This is a genomic window from Plesiomonas sp. ZOR0011, assembly GCF_000800945.1.
Classification (GTDB): domain Bacteria; phylum Pseudomonadota; class Gammaproteobacteria; order Enterobacterales; family CAMTGL01; genus Plesiomonas; species Plesiomonas shigelloides.
The window spans coordinates 86920-103613 of record NZ_JRKB01000072.1; the positions used below are offsets into that span (position 1 = coordinate 86920).

Here is a 16694-nt window from a genome sequence, read left to right on the forward strand (position 1 = left end):
GCTGGATTGCCACTGTGCACCGGCGGTTTTGCCTTAAGATGAGAAGCATTTCGCTGTCAGCGCATGCCAAATTTGTAAGCCCCGCTTTTCACACCTTCCTATGTTGCTTTTTTGTTAAGTGCAGACAATCATTTTTATTGTCTAAAAATAAGCCAAGACAATGTGACACCTGTTGGGATGGTGAGAGAGCTCTGCTGGTTATTACGTTGTACCCTTCGCGGCTGTAGCCCGCTTACCGTCATTTATGTTTGCTCTACCTTACAAGGATACGGGTAAATGCAATCTAAAGGATTCCCCCTTTCTGCTCTATGTTGTTCGCTGATGCTAGCAGGCATTGGTCAGGCGCAGGCCGCGCCCGGTAAACCGGTATTGGCCTGGAGTGAAACCAACTTTGCGATTGTGCAAGTCAATCAGGAAGCGACATCGTACAACGCGCTGGTGAAGGTCAATAAAGATGGCGCGCCGGTGCCGGTCGCGTGGGATCGCTGGTCTGGCGAGGCAGGCGATCGCTGGAAAGTGTTGCTCAATGGTCAATCAGTATTTGAAAAAAGTGTTAGCGCGGCCGCCTCGCAAAAAGACAGTGCCACCGTGTATGTGAAAAAAGGCGGCAAATACCAGATGCAGGTTGCGCTGTGTAGCGGCAGTGGCGCCAGCGAGAGTTGTACGTTGAGTGATGCCAAAGCGATCGTGGTGGCAGATACCGATGGTAGCCATTTAGATCCGCTGACCATGAGCGTTGATCCGAATAACAAAACCTACACCAATACCAGTGGCACGCAGGTCGGTACCTACTTTGTTGAGTGGGGCGTATACGATCGCAAATATCCGGTAGCGAAAATCCCCGCGCAGAACCTGACCCACATTTATTACGGTTTTACCCCGATTTGCGGCGGCAATGGTATCAATGATGGCCTGAAAGAGGTGGATAACGGGAACAGCTTCAATGCCTTGCAGCGTGCCTGCTTGGGGCGTGAGGATTTCAAAGTTGCTATCCATGATCCGTGGGCTGCGCTGCAAATGCCACAACCTGGGCAAGGGCAGTTTGATTCCTATAAGGGTAACTTCGGCAGTTTGATGGCGCTGAAAAAACGCTATCCAAATCTGAAGATCCTGCCTTCTATCGGCGGCTGGACGCTCTCCGATCCGTTCTTCTTCTTTGGCGATGATGCGAAACGTAAAGTGTTCGTTGATTCGGTGGAGGAGTTTATCCGTACTTGGAAATTCTTTGATGGGGTAGATATTGACTGGGAATACCCGGGCGGCAAGGGGGCGAATCCGAAACTGGGCGATCCGGCTAAAGACGGTGCCACTTATGTCACCTTGATGCGCGAGCTGCGTGAAATGCTGGATCGCGTGGGCGCTGAAACCGGTAAACGCTATGAGCTGACTTCCGCGATTGGCTCCGGTTACGACAAAATTGGCATCATCAATTATGCGGATGCGGCGCAGTATGTCGATCGCTTCAATGTGATGACCTATGACTTCTATGGGGCATGGAATAATGAGCCAGGCCATCAGGCGGCGCTGTACTGTGGCTCTCACTTGGAAGCTGCTCGCTGCCAAGGCACGGGTAAAGACTCCAGCGGGAAGGATTACACCAACAAGCCGGATTACAACACCGATAACGCCATCAAACTGATGTTGGCGAAAAAAGTGTTAGCCAGCAAGTTGAACGTTGGCGTTGCTATGTATGGCCGTGGTTGGAATGGGGTAATGCCGGCGAGCTTGAAGATTGCTGGTAACCCGATGTCTGGCACCGGAGCTGGCGCGGTTAAAGGCACCTTCGAAGCGGGTGTGGTGGATTATTGGGATATTCTCAAACGCGCATTAGGCTCGACCAATGGCACTGGCGTGAACGGTTTTCAGTATGGGTATGATGAGCAAGCGCAAGCCCCGTACGTTTGGAATCAGTCAACCGGTGAGCTGATCACATACGATAACCCACGCTCGGTATTGGCCAAGGGCAATTATGTACGAGCCAATGGATTGGGCGGTTTGTTCTCATGGGAGATTGACGGTGATAACGGCGATATCCTTAATGCGATGCATGAATCACTGGCACACCCTGTCGCCGGCAGTGGTGGCGGTGGCAGCACCTCCAACCAACCGCCGGTGGTGAGTGTCAGCAGTGCACTGAGCGTAGATAGTGGTAAGAGTATCAACGTACAGGCATCGGCATCCGATCCGGAAGGCCAAACGCTCACCTATGCGTGGACATTACCGGCCGGCTTTAGCGCGCCCGATCTCACCAAAGCGACACTGGCCTTAACTGCGCCGCAGGTCGATAAAGACGCCGTCTATAATCTGGTGCTGAAAGTGAGCGATGGCAGCAATGTGGTGAGCAAAACCATTGCTGTCACGGTCAAAGCGGCGGTGACGCCACCACTGAATAGCGCGCCAACCCTGACCTTGCCGGCAACGTTAACCGTTGATGAAGGGAAAACGTTAGTGGTGACCGCGGACGCTAAAGATGCCGAAAGCGATCCGTTGACCTACAGCTGGAATACTGCCGGTTTAACGGCCAATGCCACCAATGCCGCCAGTATTACGCTGACCGCGCCAAGCGTGAGCGCTGACAGTAACTACACGGTGTCGGTAACGGTCAGTGATGGCAAGCTCAGCGTGACCAAATCGGTGGTAGTGACAGTGAAAGACGTACCATCGACTGGCGGTAATACCGGCCAGACTACCTGGGATCCGGCCAAAGTCTATGTTGGTGGCGATACCGTGTTGTTTAACGGCGTGCAGTATAAAGCCAAGTGGTGGACGCAAGGCAATCAGCCAGACCAAGGCGGTCCATGGGAGGCGGTGAGCTCTTCTTCCGGTAATGGCAGCGGTGGCAGTGCGACGGTGGCGAGCTGGAATGCGACTACCGCTTACTCGGGCGGCGCCAAAGTAACCTATAACGGCGCGACTTGGCAGGCACAGTGGTGGACACAAGGTGAAGTGCCGGGAAGCAGCCAGTCTGGTGCATGGAAAAAAGTGAGCTAATCGCGAGCACCAATCGATGAAGGCTCGACGGTAGACGTTTTAAAGATAGATGTCTTAAAGATAGAAGCCTTAGTGGCTGCCACAGTAAAAACCCCGCATTGCGGGGTTTTTTATCGCTAACCTAAGCCTATCGCGCGCTGTTTTGTATGCCGTGGCGCGGGCGAGATTAGTTGACGCTATTTATTCGAGGCTATAAGGCAGCGCGACCGGATGCAGGCTGCTGTCGCTGTCACCGACAACGCGCAGGTGTGCATTGCTATCTAGCTCGTTATTCAGCACCGCTTGTACCCGCAGTTGACCGTCTTGCAACAGTGCTGCGGCCAGCACCGTACCGGTTCGACGCCAGTTCTCGTCCAGTTGTAGCTCTAAGCTATCACCGGCTTGCGGCGCGGTATGGCCATGACCGGCTAAAGTATACAGCGCGCGCTTGTTGGCGCCGCGGTATTTGGCGCGCGCCACCATCTCTTGACCGGCGTAACAGCCCTTGCTGAAGCTGACCGCATCCAGCGCCTGCAGATTCAGTGCTTGCGGGATAAACGCATTGCAGGTAGCAGCGGATAATTGCGGTACCCCAGCTTCAATATCCAGCGCTAACCACTGCTGGTGGTTGTTGTAGCCCGGCGCGGCTTGCTGTAAGCCATCTAACACTCGGCTTAACTCAGTGTGTGGCACCAACAACGTAAAACGCTCTTGAGGCTGCGCTTGCCACAGTAACGTGCAGTGGTCGCTGCTAACACACGGCGCATCAGCATCCGGTAAACGGCTAAACAGCGCCGCTAAGGCTTGCCGTGCATCAGCGCCCGCTAATCCCAGCAAGGTGTAGTTATTATCTTCACTGATCGTCAGTTTGGAAAACACGGCATATTTTTTCAGCTCTGGCAGTTGGCGTTCATTTAAGTCGGCTGCTTGCAACCAGCCAAAGCCGCCATCCAGCGCGAACAATTTGAAAACACTCCACATTTTTCCTTTGGCATCACAATGTGCGCCCAGCGTGTAATGTTCGGGTGCCAGTGCTTGTACGTCACAGGTGACTTGACCTTGCAGGTATTTGGCCGCATCCGGTCCGGTGATGGTCAATAACGCCAAATGCTCCAAAGACATCAACGTCAATGGCAATTGAGCGGCCGGTAGCAACGGGGCGGCGGCAAAAGGAGCAGTAACAGAGGCTGTCATAGTGGTGTCCGTATCATCTGATAATCTGAGTGCGGCCCGATAGTTGAGGGCCGGGTTACATGCAGAAAAGGTGTGCTTATGGCTCTCAATATAGCGTCCTGCTGCTGAGCTGACTACGGGGCAGGGTGAAATTCTGTCGCTGAAAACAGCTCAAAACACTGAACTTAGTCACAAATTTTGGGCGCTGCGCGGCGGTAATTTTCAAGATCAGTGCTAGGATCGAAAGCTGTGCAAAAAGGGGCAGCCCTTTTTAATGACGGGACGGAGTTTAAGTTGTGATTGATGTGAATAATAGTGCCCGGGTTCGCTGGGCGTGCCGCCGCGGTATGCTGGAGCTGGATGTGGTGATCATGCCGTTTTTTGAGCATGAATACGAAGGCTTGAGCGATGAAGATAAAGCGACCTTTATCCGTTTGCTGGAGCGTGACGATCCGGATTTGTTCCGCTGGTTTATGAACAATACCCGTCCAGAAGATCCGGCGCTGGAAGCCATGGTCGCGTTGATTAAAGCGCGGAATAAAGCGCGTGGATTTACTGCCGTTTAATGTGCGGCCCTCACGCCGCAGCGTACAACTTCTGAGCGCCGGTTATGGTGTATTGGCGCTGTTGGCGTGCTATTACTTAGTCTCTGAGACATTGTTCAGCGAGTCGCTCAGTCCGCTGTGGTGGCTATTGGGCGGCGCGTTGTTAGTGGCCCTTAGCCTTGAGTTTCGGCATCGCTATCGGCGCTTGAGAGCACAACACGGCATCTTGGCGTGGGATGAGGGGCTTGGCATCAGCTGGCAAGGTCAGCGTTGGTCGTATCGTTCCGCCTTGTTTTTAGGGCGAGCGGGCGTCGTGATTTGGGTGCGTCGTGAGCATATCGATGCCTCAACGGATATCGATACAGCAGCGGATAACTCAGCCGATACTTCAAAGGGAAGCTCGGCACGTTGGCCGCAGTTTGTGCGTTTTAGCCGCGAGCCGATTTGGTTATTGCCTGATATGCTGTCGAACGCCGAGTGGCGACGCTTATGTGGTAAGTTAGTACAGACCGAACAGTTATTGGCGGAGTATCGCTAAATCCGGCTCTGTCTGCTACATCCTTGACTCACTCACCGATGTTCCCCTGAGATAACTACGCAATCTTGGTTGTTGCGTTGCTTTCAGTCAGTGATAGTTAGCGACATATATTCGTGCGATATTGCACGATATTGATCGCCAGATAGTGGCGCGACCGACATCGCGCCAATACAGGGTGAGAGGCGGCTTACTGGAAAAGATTTGCGTCGGAAAGCGCCTCAGTTGGCTGACTGGTTGACGGGGTCAACACACTCGGCCGCGATTCATCCAGCGTTTGTGGATAATCGAGCGTGTAGTGCAGACCGCGGCTTTCTTTACGCTGCAGGGCGCACAGCACAATCAACTCGGCCACTTGCACCAGATTGCGCAGCTCTAGCAGGTTATTCGAGACACGAAAATGCGCGTAATACTCTTGAATCTCTTGCTTGAGCATGTTGATGCGGCGCAGTGCGCGCTCTAACCGTTTGGTGGTACGCACGATCCCGACGTAGTCCCACATAAAAAGGCGCAGCTCATGCCAGTTGTGCTGGATCACCACTTTTTCATCCGAACACTCAACCTGACTTTCATCCCATGCTGGCAGGGTATCGACCACATCGGCATACGGTAGCCATTGCAGCAAATCTTCCGCCGCTGACCAGGCATAGACCACGCATTCTAGCAGCGAGTTGGACGCCATCCGGTTGGCACCATGCAAGCCGGTATAACTGACCTCACCAATGGCATATAGCCCATCGACATCGGTACGTCCGTGTTGGTCGACCATCACCCCACCACAGGTGTAGTGTGCTGCCGGTACAATCGGGATGGGCTCGGCGGTCAGATCCAAACCTAGCGTGAGCAATTTTTCATAAATGGTTGGGAAATGCGCCTGCACAAATTCTGCCGGTTTATGGCTGATATCGAGGTACATGCAATCAGCCCCGAGACGCTTCATCTCATGGTCAATGGCACGCGCCACGATATCCCGCGGAGCCAGTTCAGCACGCGAGTCGAAGTCTGGCATGAAACGGCTACCATCAGGGCGGCGCAGATAGGCGCCTTCTCCGCGCAGAGCTTCGGTCAGCAAAAAATTACGTGCCTGTGGATGGTACAAACAAGTCGGATGGAACTGGTTAAATTCCATGTTGGCCACGCGGCAGCCTGCACGCCACGCCATAGCGATGCCATCACCGGAGGAAATATCTGGATTGGTGGTGTACTGATATACCTTGGACGCACCGCCAGTGGCCAAGATCACCGCTTTCGCACGGATGGTTTCGACTCGCTCCAGCTCACGGTTCCAAACATAGGCGCCCAGCACCCGATTGGGTTGCTGCGTGCTATCGGTCAATTCCAGTTTAGCGGTTGTGATCAGATCAACAGCGTTGTAGCGTTCGTACAGCTGGATGTTAGGGTGTAGACGGGTTTTATCGACCAAGGTTGTTTGCACCGCTTTGCCGGTGGCATCGGCGGCGTGCAAAATACGGCGGTGGCTGTGGCCGCCTTCGCGGGTTAAGTGGAATTTTTGCGCGCCATCGTGCTCTTCCACATCAAACGGTACGCCATAATCAATGAGCCATTGCACACAATCACGTGCATTTTGTGCAATGAATTCAACTGCTGCTTTATCGCACAGCCCAGCACCGGCAATCAGTGTATCCTGAACGTGTGATTCAATGCTGTCAGTTTCATCGAACACCGCAGCGATGCCGCCTTGGGCGTAATATGTGGCACCTTCAGCAAGCGGTCCTTTGCTCAGTACGATCACCTTGCTGTGTGCCGCGACCCGAAGGGCAAAAGAGAGACCGGCAGCGCCGCTTCCGATCACGAGCACATCACAAAGATGTTCAAGGGATTGTTCCATAACGTATGATAGATACTGATAGATGACTAATAAGTGAGCGTATGGTAGATCAGCTCACCCCATATTTGTTACCGTTTTTACAGCATCAGCGAAGTTCAGCTCACAGAATTTAGTACAACGTTGAACTTCTGCGGGATAATTAAATCAAATAAATCAGCTGGCTCAATATTACGCTGTGTCACCCCGTGGGCGGCGGAGTAATACGAGATGCTGTACAAAGAATGTTTTGGAGAAGACACCTCGGATGAGCGAGCAGTTGACAGACCAAGTGTTGGTCGAACGTGTTCAGCAGGGGGATAAACGCGCTTTTAATCTTCTGGTTGCCCGCTATCAGCATAAGGTGGCTGGATTGGTTTCCCGTTATGTCCCACAGGGCGATGTGCCTGATGTTGTGCAGGAATCCTTCATCAAAGCATACCGTGCTTTGGGGTCGTTCCGTGGCGAGAGTGCTTTTTATACGTGGTTGTACCGTGTGGCGGTCAATACGGCCAAAAACTACTTGGTCGCTCAGGGGCGGCGTCCACCAAGCAGTGATGTCGATGCTGAAGACGCAGAAAGTTACGAAACGGGTAGTGCGTTAAAAGAAATATCGAACCCAGAGAATCTGATGTTGTCAGATGAACTGAAGAGGGTGGTATTTGGTGCTATTGAAGCCTTACCGGAAGACCTGAAAATGGCAATTACCTTACGTGAGCTAGATGGCCTAAGCTATGAAGAGATTGCCAGTATCATGGATTGCCCGGTGGGAACGGTTCGTTCGCGGATCTTCCGTGCGCGTGAATTTATCGACAGTAAGATCCAGCCGTTAATTCAGCGCTAATAGCAGCAATATCAAAATGAAAAGAGGTTGGTGCGTATCCGGTTTTTCTCTGTGTGCTCCTGTTATGTGAAGTGTGTGAGTGGTTTGAATGGCGCAGACAGTACTGGAATGTAACCTCGGGTAGGATAAGCAATAATAGGTAATAGGCATGCAGAAAGAGCAACTTTCCGCCATGATGGACGGCGAAACGGTAGATAGCGCACTGTTAAGTGAACTGTACGCTGACCGTGAACTGCAGCAGTCGTGGCGCGACTATCATTTAATCCGTGATACTCTGCGCGGTGACGTACCAGAGGTACTGCATTTTGATATTACTGCCCGGGTTGCCGCCGAGTTGGAAAATGAGCCAACCCTGTTGGTGCCTAATGCGGTACCAGAGCAGCAGCCGACGCCGGAAACCTGGCACAAGCTGTCCTTCTGGAACAAGATCCGTCCGGTACTGAGCAATGTCAGCCAGTTAGGGCTGGCGGCGTGCGTATCGCTGGGCGTGATCGTGGGCGTACAGTATTACAATCAGCCAGACGGTGCGGCGCAAGACATGCCAGTCTTCAATACCTTACCGATTGGCGGACAAGCATCGCCGGTGAGCTACAGCGTACCGACCTCCGGTATGCCAAGCGATCAGCAACTGCAAGAGCAGCGCAAGCGCATCAGCGCCATGCTGCAAGATTATGAGTTACAACGTCGTCTGAATGCCGAAAATATCGAGCAGCGTCAGGGCGACATGGCACAGCAAGTCGGGAATGCGCAGCGATAATGAAGCAATGGGTTGTTTTTTTGCTTGCGGTGCTGGGTTGTTACAGCACCTCCGCATTCTCCTCACAGGGGACGGCCGATCCGTCCTCTGTGGTGTCTAAACCACTTCCGTCTCCTGCCGAATCCTCATCTGTGCCAGCACCAGTGGCTGAAACGGCAACGACTCCCGCTACCTCTTCTGCCAGTGCGAGTACCACGGCGGCGTCACCTTCGGCGCAGCAAATGCTGGAGCGCATGACGCAAGCGGCGCAGGATCTCAGCTATGAGATGTCGTTTATTCGCGTGAACAAAAGCAGTATCGACGCTATGCGTTATCGCCATGCGCGCGTGAACAATCTGGATTTGAGCCAGATGTTGCAGCTCGATGGCCCGCGACGTGAAGTGTTGCAACGCGGTGGTGAGATAAGCTATTTCGAGCCGGGCGTGGAGCCGTTTACGATCCGCAGCTCGCATATCGTTGATTCCATGCCATCAGTGCTACATGCCGATTTCCAACTGCTCAGCCAGTACTATGATTTTGTGCCGGTCGGGCGGGCGCGGGTGGTCGATCGCCCTGCACAAGTGGTACGCATTGTGCCGCGCGATGATTTTCGCTACAGCTATGTGGTGTGGTTAGACGAAGAGAGTAAATTACTGCTGCGGGCTGATTTGTTGGATCGCGATGGTGAAACGCTGGAGCAGTATCGGGTGATTTCCTACCTGATTGCGCCTGAGTTGTCGAAAGCCATGGCCAAACTCAATGAAGTGGCATTGCCGCCAGTGATCACCTTCGAGCCGCAAACCAAGCTGGATATGAGCTGGTCGCCGTCATGGTTGCCAGGGGGCTTTGCGGAGATCTCGCGTAGCCGTCATCGTCTGCCAAATGTCGATGTTCCGGTGGAGTCTAAATTGTACTCCGATGGGCTGTTTAGCTTTACCGTGTATGTTTCGCCTGCCGAAGGGCGCAATATTCGCGAACAGCTGGTGCGTCAAGGCCGCCGAACGGTACAGACTGAGCAGCAAGGCCAGTACGAGGTGACCGTTGTTGGTGAATTGCCGCCGGCAACCGCGAAGCGTATTGCCCACGGCGTGAAGTTCGCCGGTAGCTCTGCACCAGCCGCGCAATAGTGGGCGCTTTGCGTCATAATTGACTTAATTGTGTCGAACGTGATTTTGCAGAGTGTGACTGTGCTATGTGTGATTGTGCCGAGAGTAGTTGTGCTGAAAGTACCGAGCAACGGGTTTATGTGTAATCACCTGATGAGCCATCCGTTATGATCCGCGAATTAGCCACGGTAGTGGCGTATGAAAACGGGGTGGCGACTGTCAGTTGCCAGCAAAAGTCCGGATGTAGTGGCTGCGCTAGCGCCAGCCAGTGCGGCATGAGTGCACTGGAAAAACTCACGGGCGATAATCCGCATCAACATACTCTGCAACTGACCTGCCGCGAGCCGCTGCAGGTCGGGCAGCAGGTTGAAATCGGGATTTCCGAGCGCAGCCTGCTCTCTTCTGCCTTCGTGATGTACTGTGTGCCGCTCCTCGGTTTGATTCTCAGTGCGGTGCTGGCATCACTCTTTACTGCCAATGAGCTGCCTATTATTGCTGTCGCGATGGCCGGAACGGCTGTCGGGATTGGCGTGTCACGTTATTTAGCCCGTCATCTGAGCCGTCAGGCCACATATCAACCGGTGATCCTGCGAAATTTAGGGGTGCCGCTGAGCTGTAATTCTGCCGACGCAGTGAATCTGCAAGTGAATGTGCGCAAGGATAGCGACTGACCGGTGATTCAGGTAGAATCCATCCACTTAAATTATTAATCCTGATTCTGCTCTGATTCCTAGCAAAGGTCGCGCAAATACTGATGAAGCATATTCGTAACTTTTCCATCATAGCCCACATTGACCACGGTAAGTCGACGCTGTCTGACCGTATCATTCAAATCTGCGGCGGCTTGTCTGATCGTGAAATGGCAGCCCAAGTTCTGGACTCCATGGATTTGGAGCGTGAGCGCGGTATTACCATTAAAGCACAGAGTGTGACGCTGGATTATACCGCCCGTGATGGTCAGGTATATCAGCTGAACTTCATCGACACGCCGGGCCACGTTGACTTCTCCTATGAAGTATCCCGTTCACTGGCCGCCTGTGAAGGTGCGCTGCTGGTGGTGGATGCCGGTCAAGGCGTAGAAGCCCAGACACTGGCGAACTGCTATACCGCTTTGGATATGAATCTGGAAGTGGTACCGGTTCTGAACAAGATTGACCTTCCAGCGGCTGAGCCGGAGCGGGTAGCGGAAGAAATCGAAGACATCGTGGGCATCGATGCCACCGATGCGGTGCGCTGCTCGGCGAAAACCGGGGTTGGCGTGCCGGATGTGTTGGAGCGTCTGGTACAAAGCATTCCTGCGCCAGAAGGCGATCCGGAAGCGCCACTGCAAGCCCTGATTATCGACTCTTGGTTCGATAACTATCTGGGTGTGGTGTCTCTGGTTCGTATCAAGAACGGTTGCCTGCGCAAAAACGACAAGATCAAGGTGATGAGCACCGGCCAGACATGGGGCGTTGACCGTCTGGGGATCTTCACTCCGAAACAAATCGACCGTACTGAGCTGAACTGTGGCGAAGTAGGTTGGGTTGTGTGCGGTATTAAAGACATTCTGGGCGCGCCAGTAGGTGATACCCTAACGCTGGCACGTAACCCGGCGGAAAAAGCTCTGCCAGGCTTTAAGAAAGTAAAACCGCAGGTGTATGCCGGTCTGTTCCCGATTAGCTCGGATGACTATGAAGCTTTCCGTGATGCGCTGGGTAAACTTAGCCTGAACGATGCGTCCTTGTTCTACGAACCAGAAAACTCAACGGCGCTGGGCTTTGGCTTCCGCTGTGGTTTCTTGGGTCTGCTGCACATGGAGATCATCCAAGAGCGTCTGGAGCGTGAATACGATCTGGACTTGATCACCACCGCGCCAACCGTAGTGTATGAAGTGGCGATGACCAGCGGCGAAATTGTCTATGTAGACAGCCCGGCTAAATTGCCACCACTGAACAACATTGCCGAGATCCGCGAGCCAATCGCTGAGTGTCACATGCTGTTGCCACAGCCATATCTGGGTAACGTGATCACGTTGTGTATTGAAAAACGTGGTGTGCAGACCAACATGGTGTATCACGGCAACCAAGTGGCGCTGACCTACGAAATTCCGATGGGTGAAGTGGTGCTCGACTTCTTCGACCGTCTGAAATCAACCTCGCGCGGCTATGCGTCATTGGATTACGGCTTCAAGCGTTTCCAAGCGGCTGACATGGTGCGTGTTGATATCATGGTGAACGGCGATCGCGTCGATGCCCTGGCTATCATTACCCACCGCGCCAACGCACAGAGCCGTGGCCGTGAAGTGGTTGAGAAGATGAAAGAACTGATCCCGCGTCAGCAGTTTGATATTGCGATTCAAGCGGCGATCGGTAACCAAATTATTGCCCGTTCTACCGTGAAGCAGTTGCGTAAAAACGTACTGGCCAAATGTTACGGTGGTGACGTGAGCCGTAAGAAGAAACTGTTGCAGAAGCAGAAAGAAGGTAAAAAGCGCATGAAGCAGATCGGTAACGTCGAGCTGCCGCAAGAAGCCTTCTTGGCGATTCTGCATGTTGGTAAAGATTAATTAAGGAGTGGGCATGGCTAACACCTTCGCGCTGATTCTGGTGCTGGTGACTGTATTTACCGGGATCGTGTGGTGTCTGGACAAATTTGTTTGGGCCCCCAAGCGTAAAGCCAAAGTCGAGGACGTTCGCGCGAAGGCCGGCGGCAATATTGATGAGGCCACACTCAACAGTGTGGCTCCACAACCGGGCTGGGTCGAAACGTGCGTTTCCGTCTTTCCGGTGATTGCGGTGGTGTTGGTGGTGCGCTCTTTCATCTATGAGCCGTTCCAAATTCCGTCCGGCTCTATGATGCCAACCTTACTGGTAGGCGACTTCATCCTAGTGGAGAAGTTCGCCTACGGTATTAAAGACCCGATTTTCCAGAAAACGCTGATTAAAACGGGTGAACCTAAGCGCGGTGACATTGCGGTATTTAAATACCCAGAAGATCCGAGCTTAGATTACATCAAACGCGTAGTCGGATTACCGGGCGATACAGTGGTTTATAAAGATAAACAGCTGTATATCAAGCCAGCCTGTCCATCAGGAAAAGAGTGTCAGCCGCTGACCAAACTCGAGTACAGCAATGTGCATCCGAGTCAGTTCTTCCAACGTAATGAGCAGTTGATTCAAGCAACTGAGCAGTTGGGGCCGGTGGCGCACAATATCCTGATCAATCCGTATGCTCCAGAGGCTACCGCCTATTACTACACACAGCCGGGTGAGCCGGTGGGTGAGTGGGTCGTGCCACAGGGGTCATACTTTGTCATGGGGGATAACCGTGACAACAGTCAGGACAGTCGTTTCTGGGGCTTTGTCCCGAGCGCTAATCTGGTAGGTAAAGCGGTCGCTATCTGGATGAGTTTTGATAAAGAACCGGGCCAGTGGCCGACCGGTGTGCGCCTGAACCGGATTGGGGCGATTCATTAATCGGTTATGTAGTTGATGAATGCATCATTAAATACGCTGCAGCGTAAGCTGGGCTATACCTTTACAAATATTGATTTCCTGCAACTGGCACTGACCCATCGTAGTGCCAGCGGTAAACATAACGAGCGCCTAGAGTTTCTGGGCGATTCCATTTTGAGCTTTGTGATTGCCGATGCCTTGTATCACCAATTCCCGAAAGTGGACGAAGGTGATATGAGTCGTATGCGTGCCTCATTGGTGCGTGGCAATACGCTGGCTGAGCTGGCGCGTGAGTTTGAGCTGGGCGAATACTTGCGTCTGGGCCCGGGTGAACTGAAAAGCGGCGGTTTCCGTCGAGAATCAATTCTGTCCGATACCGTGGAGGCCATTATTGGCGCCGTGTATCTGGATACCGGTCTGGAAGCGGTACGTGAGCTGATTTTGCGCTGGTATCAGGCGCGCTTGGAAGAAATTCGTCCGGGCGATCGCCAAAAAGATCCAAAGACCCGTTTGCAGGAGTATCTGCAAGGGCGTCGTTTACCGTTGCCGGTCTATCAGGTAATACAGGTGCGTGGTGAAGCGCACGATCAGGAATTTACCATCCATTGTTCAGTCGAAGGAATGGCGCAACCAGTGGTGGGCGTGGGATCAAGCCGACGTAAAGCCGAGCAGGCCGCGGCCGATCTGGCACTGAAGCAGTTGGAGCAGGTATGACCGAAACTGAAAAAACGCATTGCGGATTTGTGGCGATTGTCGGTCGCCCAAATGTGGGTAAATCGACACTGCTGAACCAGTTACTGGGACAGAAGATCTCCATCACGTCGCGTAAAGCGCAAACCACGCGGCACCGGATTGTCGGTATCGATACGCAAGGCGCTTATCAGGCAATTTATGTGGATACCCCGGGTCTGCACATCGAAGAAAAGCGTGCGATTAACCGCCTGATGAACAAGGCGGCCAGCAGCTCGATTGGTGATGTGGAGCTGGTCATTTTCGTGGTCGAAGGCACCAACTGGAACGACGATGACGAAATGGTGCTGGGCAAGCTAAAACAAGCGCGTTGCCCGGTGATCTTGGCGATCAACAAAGTGGATTGCATCAAGCAAAAAGAGATTTTGCTGCCGCATATCCAAATGTTGTCCGAGAAGATGAATTTCCTGCAAGTGGTGCCAATTTCTGCGGAAAATGGCACTGGGGTTGATGAAATTGCGCGTATCGTGCATGACCATCTGCCGGAAGGTACTCACCACTTCCCAGAAGATTACGTAACCGACCGCTCGCAGCGCTTTATGGCCTCTGAAATCATCCGTGAAAAGCTGATGCGTTTTATGGGTGAAGAGCTGCCGTATTCGGTAACGGTTGAGATTGAGCGCTTTGTGGTAAACGAGATGGGCGGCTATGACATCAATGCCGCTATCTTGGTGGAGCGTGATGGTCAGAAGAAGATGGTGATTGGTGCCAAAGGCAGCAAAATCAAAGTCATCGGTACCGAAGCGCGTCGCGACATGGAAGAGATGTTCGACACCAAAGTTCACCTTGAACTGTGGGTGAAAGTGAAATCCGGTTGGGCCGATGACGAGCGTGCCTTGCGCAGTCTGGGCTACACCGACGATCTCTAAGCCTCACTGACGAGGCTTGCGATGGAAGGCTGGCAGCGCGGTTTTGTGTTGCACGGACGTCCTTACAGTGAAACCAGTTTACTGCTGGATATTTTCACTGAAGAAGAGGGGCGGGTGCGGATGCTGGCCAAAGGTGCCAGAAGTCGTCGTTCTCAGTTAAAGGGCTGCTTGCAGCCCTTTACGCCATTGTTATTACGCTGGAGCGGTCGTGGTGAGGTGAAAACCTTACGCAGCGCCGAGCCGGCTGCTTTAGCGCTGCCTTTCAGTGGCATCGCACTGTACAGCGCGTTGTATGTCAATGAGCTGGTTACCCGCGTGCTGGAGCCACAAACTCCGTATAGCGGGGTCTTCACCGATTATCTCACCTGCCTGCGCGAGCTGGCCCAATACCCAAAAAATCCAGAGCCGGCATTGCGCCGTTTTGAACTGGCGTTACTGCCAGCGCTCGGCTATGGGGTGGATTTTCTGCATTGTGCCGGTAGCGGGCTCGCGGTCGAGCCGAACATGACTTATCGCTATCGTAGCGAAAAAGGTTTTATCGCCTCCATGATTGTCGATCCCTTGTCATTTACCGGCGATCAGTTGCAAGCGTTGGCGGCACGTCAGTTTGACAGCGCCGAGCAGCTCAAAGCGGCGAAACGCTTTACACGGATGGCGCTAAAACCGTATCTTGGCGGCAAACCATTAAAAAGTCGGGAACTTTTCCGTCATTTTTCCAAGGAGACGAAAAATGTCTAAGCTGTTGCTGGGCGTGAATATCGATCATATCGCCACTATTCGTAATGCCCGCGGAACGATTTATCCAGATCCGGTGAATGCGGCGTTTATTGCCGAGCAAGCCGGTGCCGATGGGATCACGGTACACCTGCGCGAAGATCGTCGTCACATTACCGATCGTGATGTGCGGATTTTGCGCCAGACGCTGCAGACCCGTATGAATCTGGAGATGGCCGTGACCGAGGAGATGCTGGACATCGCCTGTGAGATTCGTCCGCATTACTGCTGCTTGGTGCCGGAAAAGCGCGAAGAAGTGACTACCGAAGGCGGTCTGGATGTGGCTGGTCAGTTGGAAAAAATGACTGCTGCCGTGGCGCGTTTGCAAGCCGCAGACATTAAAGTTTCTCTGTTCATCGATCCTGACATGCAGCAAATTGATGCTGCCGTGGCGGTGGGTGCGCCGTTTATCGAGCTGCATACCGGCGCGTACGCTGATGCCGAAACCGAAGATGCGCAAGCGATGGAGCTGGCCAAGATTGCTGCCGCCGCTGAATATGCCGCCGGTCGTGGCCTGAAGGTGAACGCCGGACATGGCCTGACCTATCACAACGTGGCGGCTATTGCGGCGCTGCCAGAAATGCATGAGCTGAATATCGGGCATGCCATTATTGGTCGCGCGGTAATTGATGGCCTGAAAAATGCCGTGGCCGACATGAAGCAAATCATGCAAAACGCCCGTGCATAATGGCGATTTTCGGCCTAGGGACTGACATCGTTGAAATCGAGCGGATTGCTAAGGTGCATGAGCGCTCTGGCGATCGGTTGGCGCAGCGCATTTTAACGGCTAATGAGTTGGCGCAATATCAGGCCAGTGCGCAGCCGGTGCGATTTTTGGCTAAGCGTTTTGCGGTCAAAGAAGCGGCGGCGAAGGCGCTAGGAACCGGTATTCGCAGTGGGTTGGCGTTTAATCAGTTTGAAGTGTGCAATGATGCGCTTGGTAAACCCTGTTTGCATTTGCACGGCGTAGCAGCCGAGATGGCTGCGCGCTATGGCATTACCCATCTGCATGTCACCATTGCCGATGAACGGCACTATGCGGTCGCAACGGTGCTGTTAGAGTGCTGACCGGCGTGTGATGCCAGTACTGGGTATCACTGATGGTATAAACTGGCTCATCACAACGGCGA

At 53.2% G+C, this 16694-nt stretch carries 16 protein-coding genes; 14 read left to right on the forward strand and 2 right to left on the reverse strand.

Going from position 1 to position 16694, the window contains the following annotated elements:
- The first annotated feature begins 276 nt into the window (after positions 1-276).
- Entirely contained in the window at positions 277-2991 is a 2715-nt protein-coding gene (locus tag L975_RS13205; RefSeq protein ID WP_052181471.1) for a glycosyl hydrolase family 18 protein, read from the forward strand.
- Positions 2992-3171: 180 nt separating this feature from the next.
- Here L975_RS13205 and ygfZ read toward each other — a convergent pair whose 3' ends face one another.
- Positions 3172-4164, reverse strand: a complete 993-nt coding sequence (gene ygfZ, locus L975_RS13210; RefSeq protein WP_047708997.1) for a tRNA-modifying protein YgfZ — start codon at positions 4162-4164, stop codon at positions 3172-3174.
- A 278-nt stretch (positions 4165-4442) separates the two neighbouring features.
- Between ygfZ and sdhE the strand changes: the two genes are divergently transcribed.
- Both sdhE and L975_RS13220 read left to right on the forward strand, forming a co-directional pair.
- Positions 4443-4709, forward strand: a complete 267-nt coding sequence (gene sdhE, locus L975_RS13215) for an FAD assembly factor SdhE (RefSeq protein WP_036770508.1) — start codon at positions 4443-4445, stop codon at positions 4707-4709.
- On the forward strand, positions 4690-5226 hold the full coding sequence (locus L975_RS13220; protein ID WP_047708998.1) for a protein YgfX: 537 nt from the start codon (positions 4690-4692) through the stop codon (positions 5224-5226). The genes sdhE and L975_RS13220 overlap by 20 nt, the downstream gene beginning before the upstream one ends.
- Before the next feature lie 187 nt (positions 5227-5413).
- Here L975_RS13220 and nadB read toward each other — a convergent pair whose 3' ends face one another.
- Complete coding sequence (nadB, locus tag L975_RS13225; RefSeq protein ID WP_052181472.1) at positions 5414-7072, reverse strand: L-aspartate oxidase; 1659 nt, start codon at positions 7070-7072, stop codon at positions 5414-5416.
- Positions 7073-7316: 244 nt separating this feature from the next.
- Here nadB and rpoE point away from each other — a divergent pair, with 244 nt between their 5' ends.
- The 11 genes from rpoE to acpS all read left to right on the forward strand — a co-directional run bounded on the left by rpoE (position 7317) and on the right by acpS (position 16632).
- Entirely contained in the window at positions 7317-7892 is a 576-nt protein-coding gene (gene rpoE, locus L975_RS13230) for an RNA polymerase sigma factor RpoE (RefSeq protein ID WP_010864380.1), read from the forward strand.
- Between the two features lie 148 nt (positions 7893-8040).
- Positions 8041-8649 (forward strand): anti-sigma-E factor RseA, encoded by a 609-nt coding sequence (rseA, locus tag L975_RS13235; protein WP_010864379.1) that lies wholly within the window; start codon positions 8041-8043, stop codon positions 8647-8649.
- Positions 8649-9755 carry a sigma-E factor regulatory protein RseB gene (gene rseB, locus L975_RS13240; protein WP_081995696.1) on the forward strand — a complete coding sequence of 369 codons (1107 nt, stop codon included), beginning with the start codon at positions 8649-8651 and terminating at the stop codon, positions 9753-9755. The genes rseA and rseB overlap by 1 nt, the downstream gene beginning before the upstream one ends.
- A 146-nt stretch (positions 9756-9901) precedes the next feature.
- The gene (locus tag L975_RS13245; RefSeq protein WP_010864377.1) at positions 9902-10405 is read left to right on the forward strand and encodes a SoxR reducing system RseC family protein; all 504 of its coding nucleotides are present in this window, start codon (positions 9902-9904) and stop codon (positions 10403-10405) included.
- Between the two features lie 83 nt (positions 10406-10488).
- Positions 10489-12282: a translation elongation factor 4 gene (gene lepA, locus L975_RS13250; RefSeq protein ID WP_010864376.1), complete on the forward strand. Its 1794-nt coding sequence runs from the start codon at positions 10489-10491 to the stop codon at positions 12280-12282.
- Positions 12283-12295: 13 nt separating this feature from the next.
- Positions 12296-13192, forward strand: coding sequence for a signal peptidase I (lepB, locus tag L975_RS13255; protein WP_039045167.1), 897 nt, complete (start codon positions 12296-12298; stop codon positions 13190-13192).
- 15 nt (positions 13193-13207) lie between these two features.
- A complete protein-coding gene (rnc, locus tag L975_RS13260; RefSeq protein WP_010864374.1) occupies positions 13208-13885 on the forward strand; it encodes a ribonuclease III in 678 nt (225 codons plus the stop codon).
- Positions 13882-14790 carry a GTPase Era gene (gene era / locus L975_RS13265; RefSeq protein WP_010864373.1) on the forward strand — a complete coding sequence of 303 codons (909 nt, stop codon included), beginning with the start codon at positions 13882-13884 and terminating at the stop codon, positions 14788-14790. Before rnc ends, era begins: the two co-directional genes overlap by 4 nt.
- 21 nt (positions 14791-14811) lie before the next feature.
- The gene (gene recO, locus L975_RS13270; protein ID WP_010864372.1) at positions 14812-15528 is read left to right on the forward strand and encodes a DNA repair protein RecO; all 717 of its coding nucleotides are present in this window, start codon (positions 14812-14814) and stop codon (positions 15526-15528) included.
- Positions 15521-16252 carry a pyridoxine 5'-phosphate synthase gene (gene pdxJ, locus L975_RS13275; protein ID WP_047708999.1) on the forward strand — a complete coding sequence of 244 codons (732 nt, stop codon included), beginning with the start codon at positions 15521-15523 and terminating at the stop codon, positions 16250-16252. Before recO ends, pdxJ begins: the two co-directional genes overlap by 8 nt.
- A complete protein-coding gene (gene acpS, locus L975_RS13280) occupies positions 16252-16632 on the forward strand; it encodes a holo-ACP synthase (RefSeq protein ID WP_010864370.1) in 381 nt (126 codons plus the stop codon). The genes pdxJ and acpS overlap by 1 nt, the downstream gene beginning before the upstream one ends.
- The last annotated feature ends 62 nt before the right edge of the window (positions 16633-16694 follow it).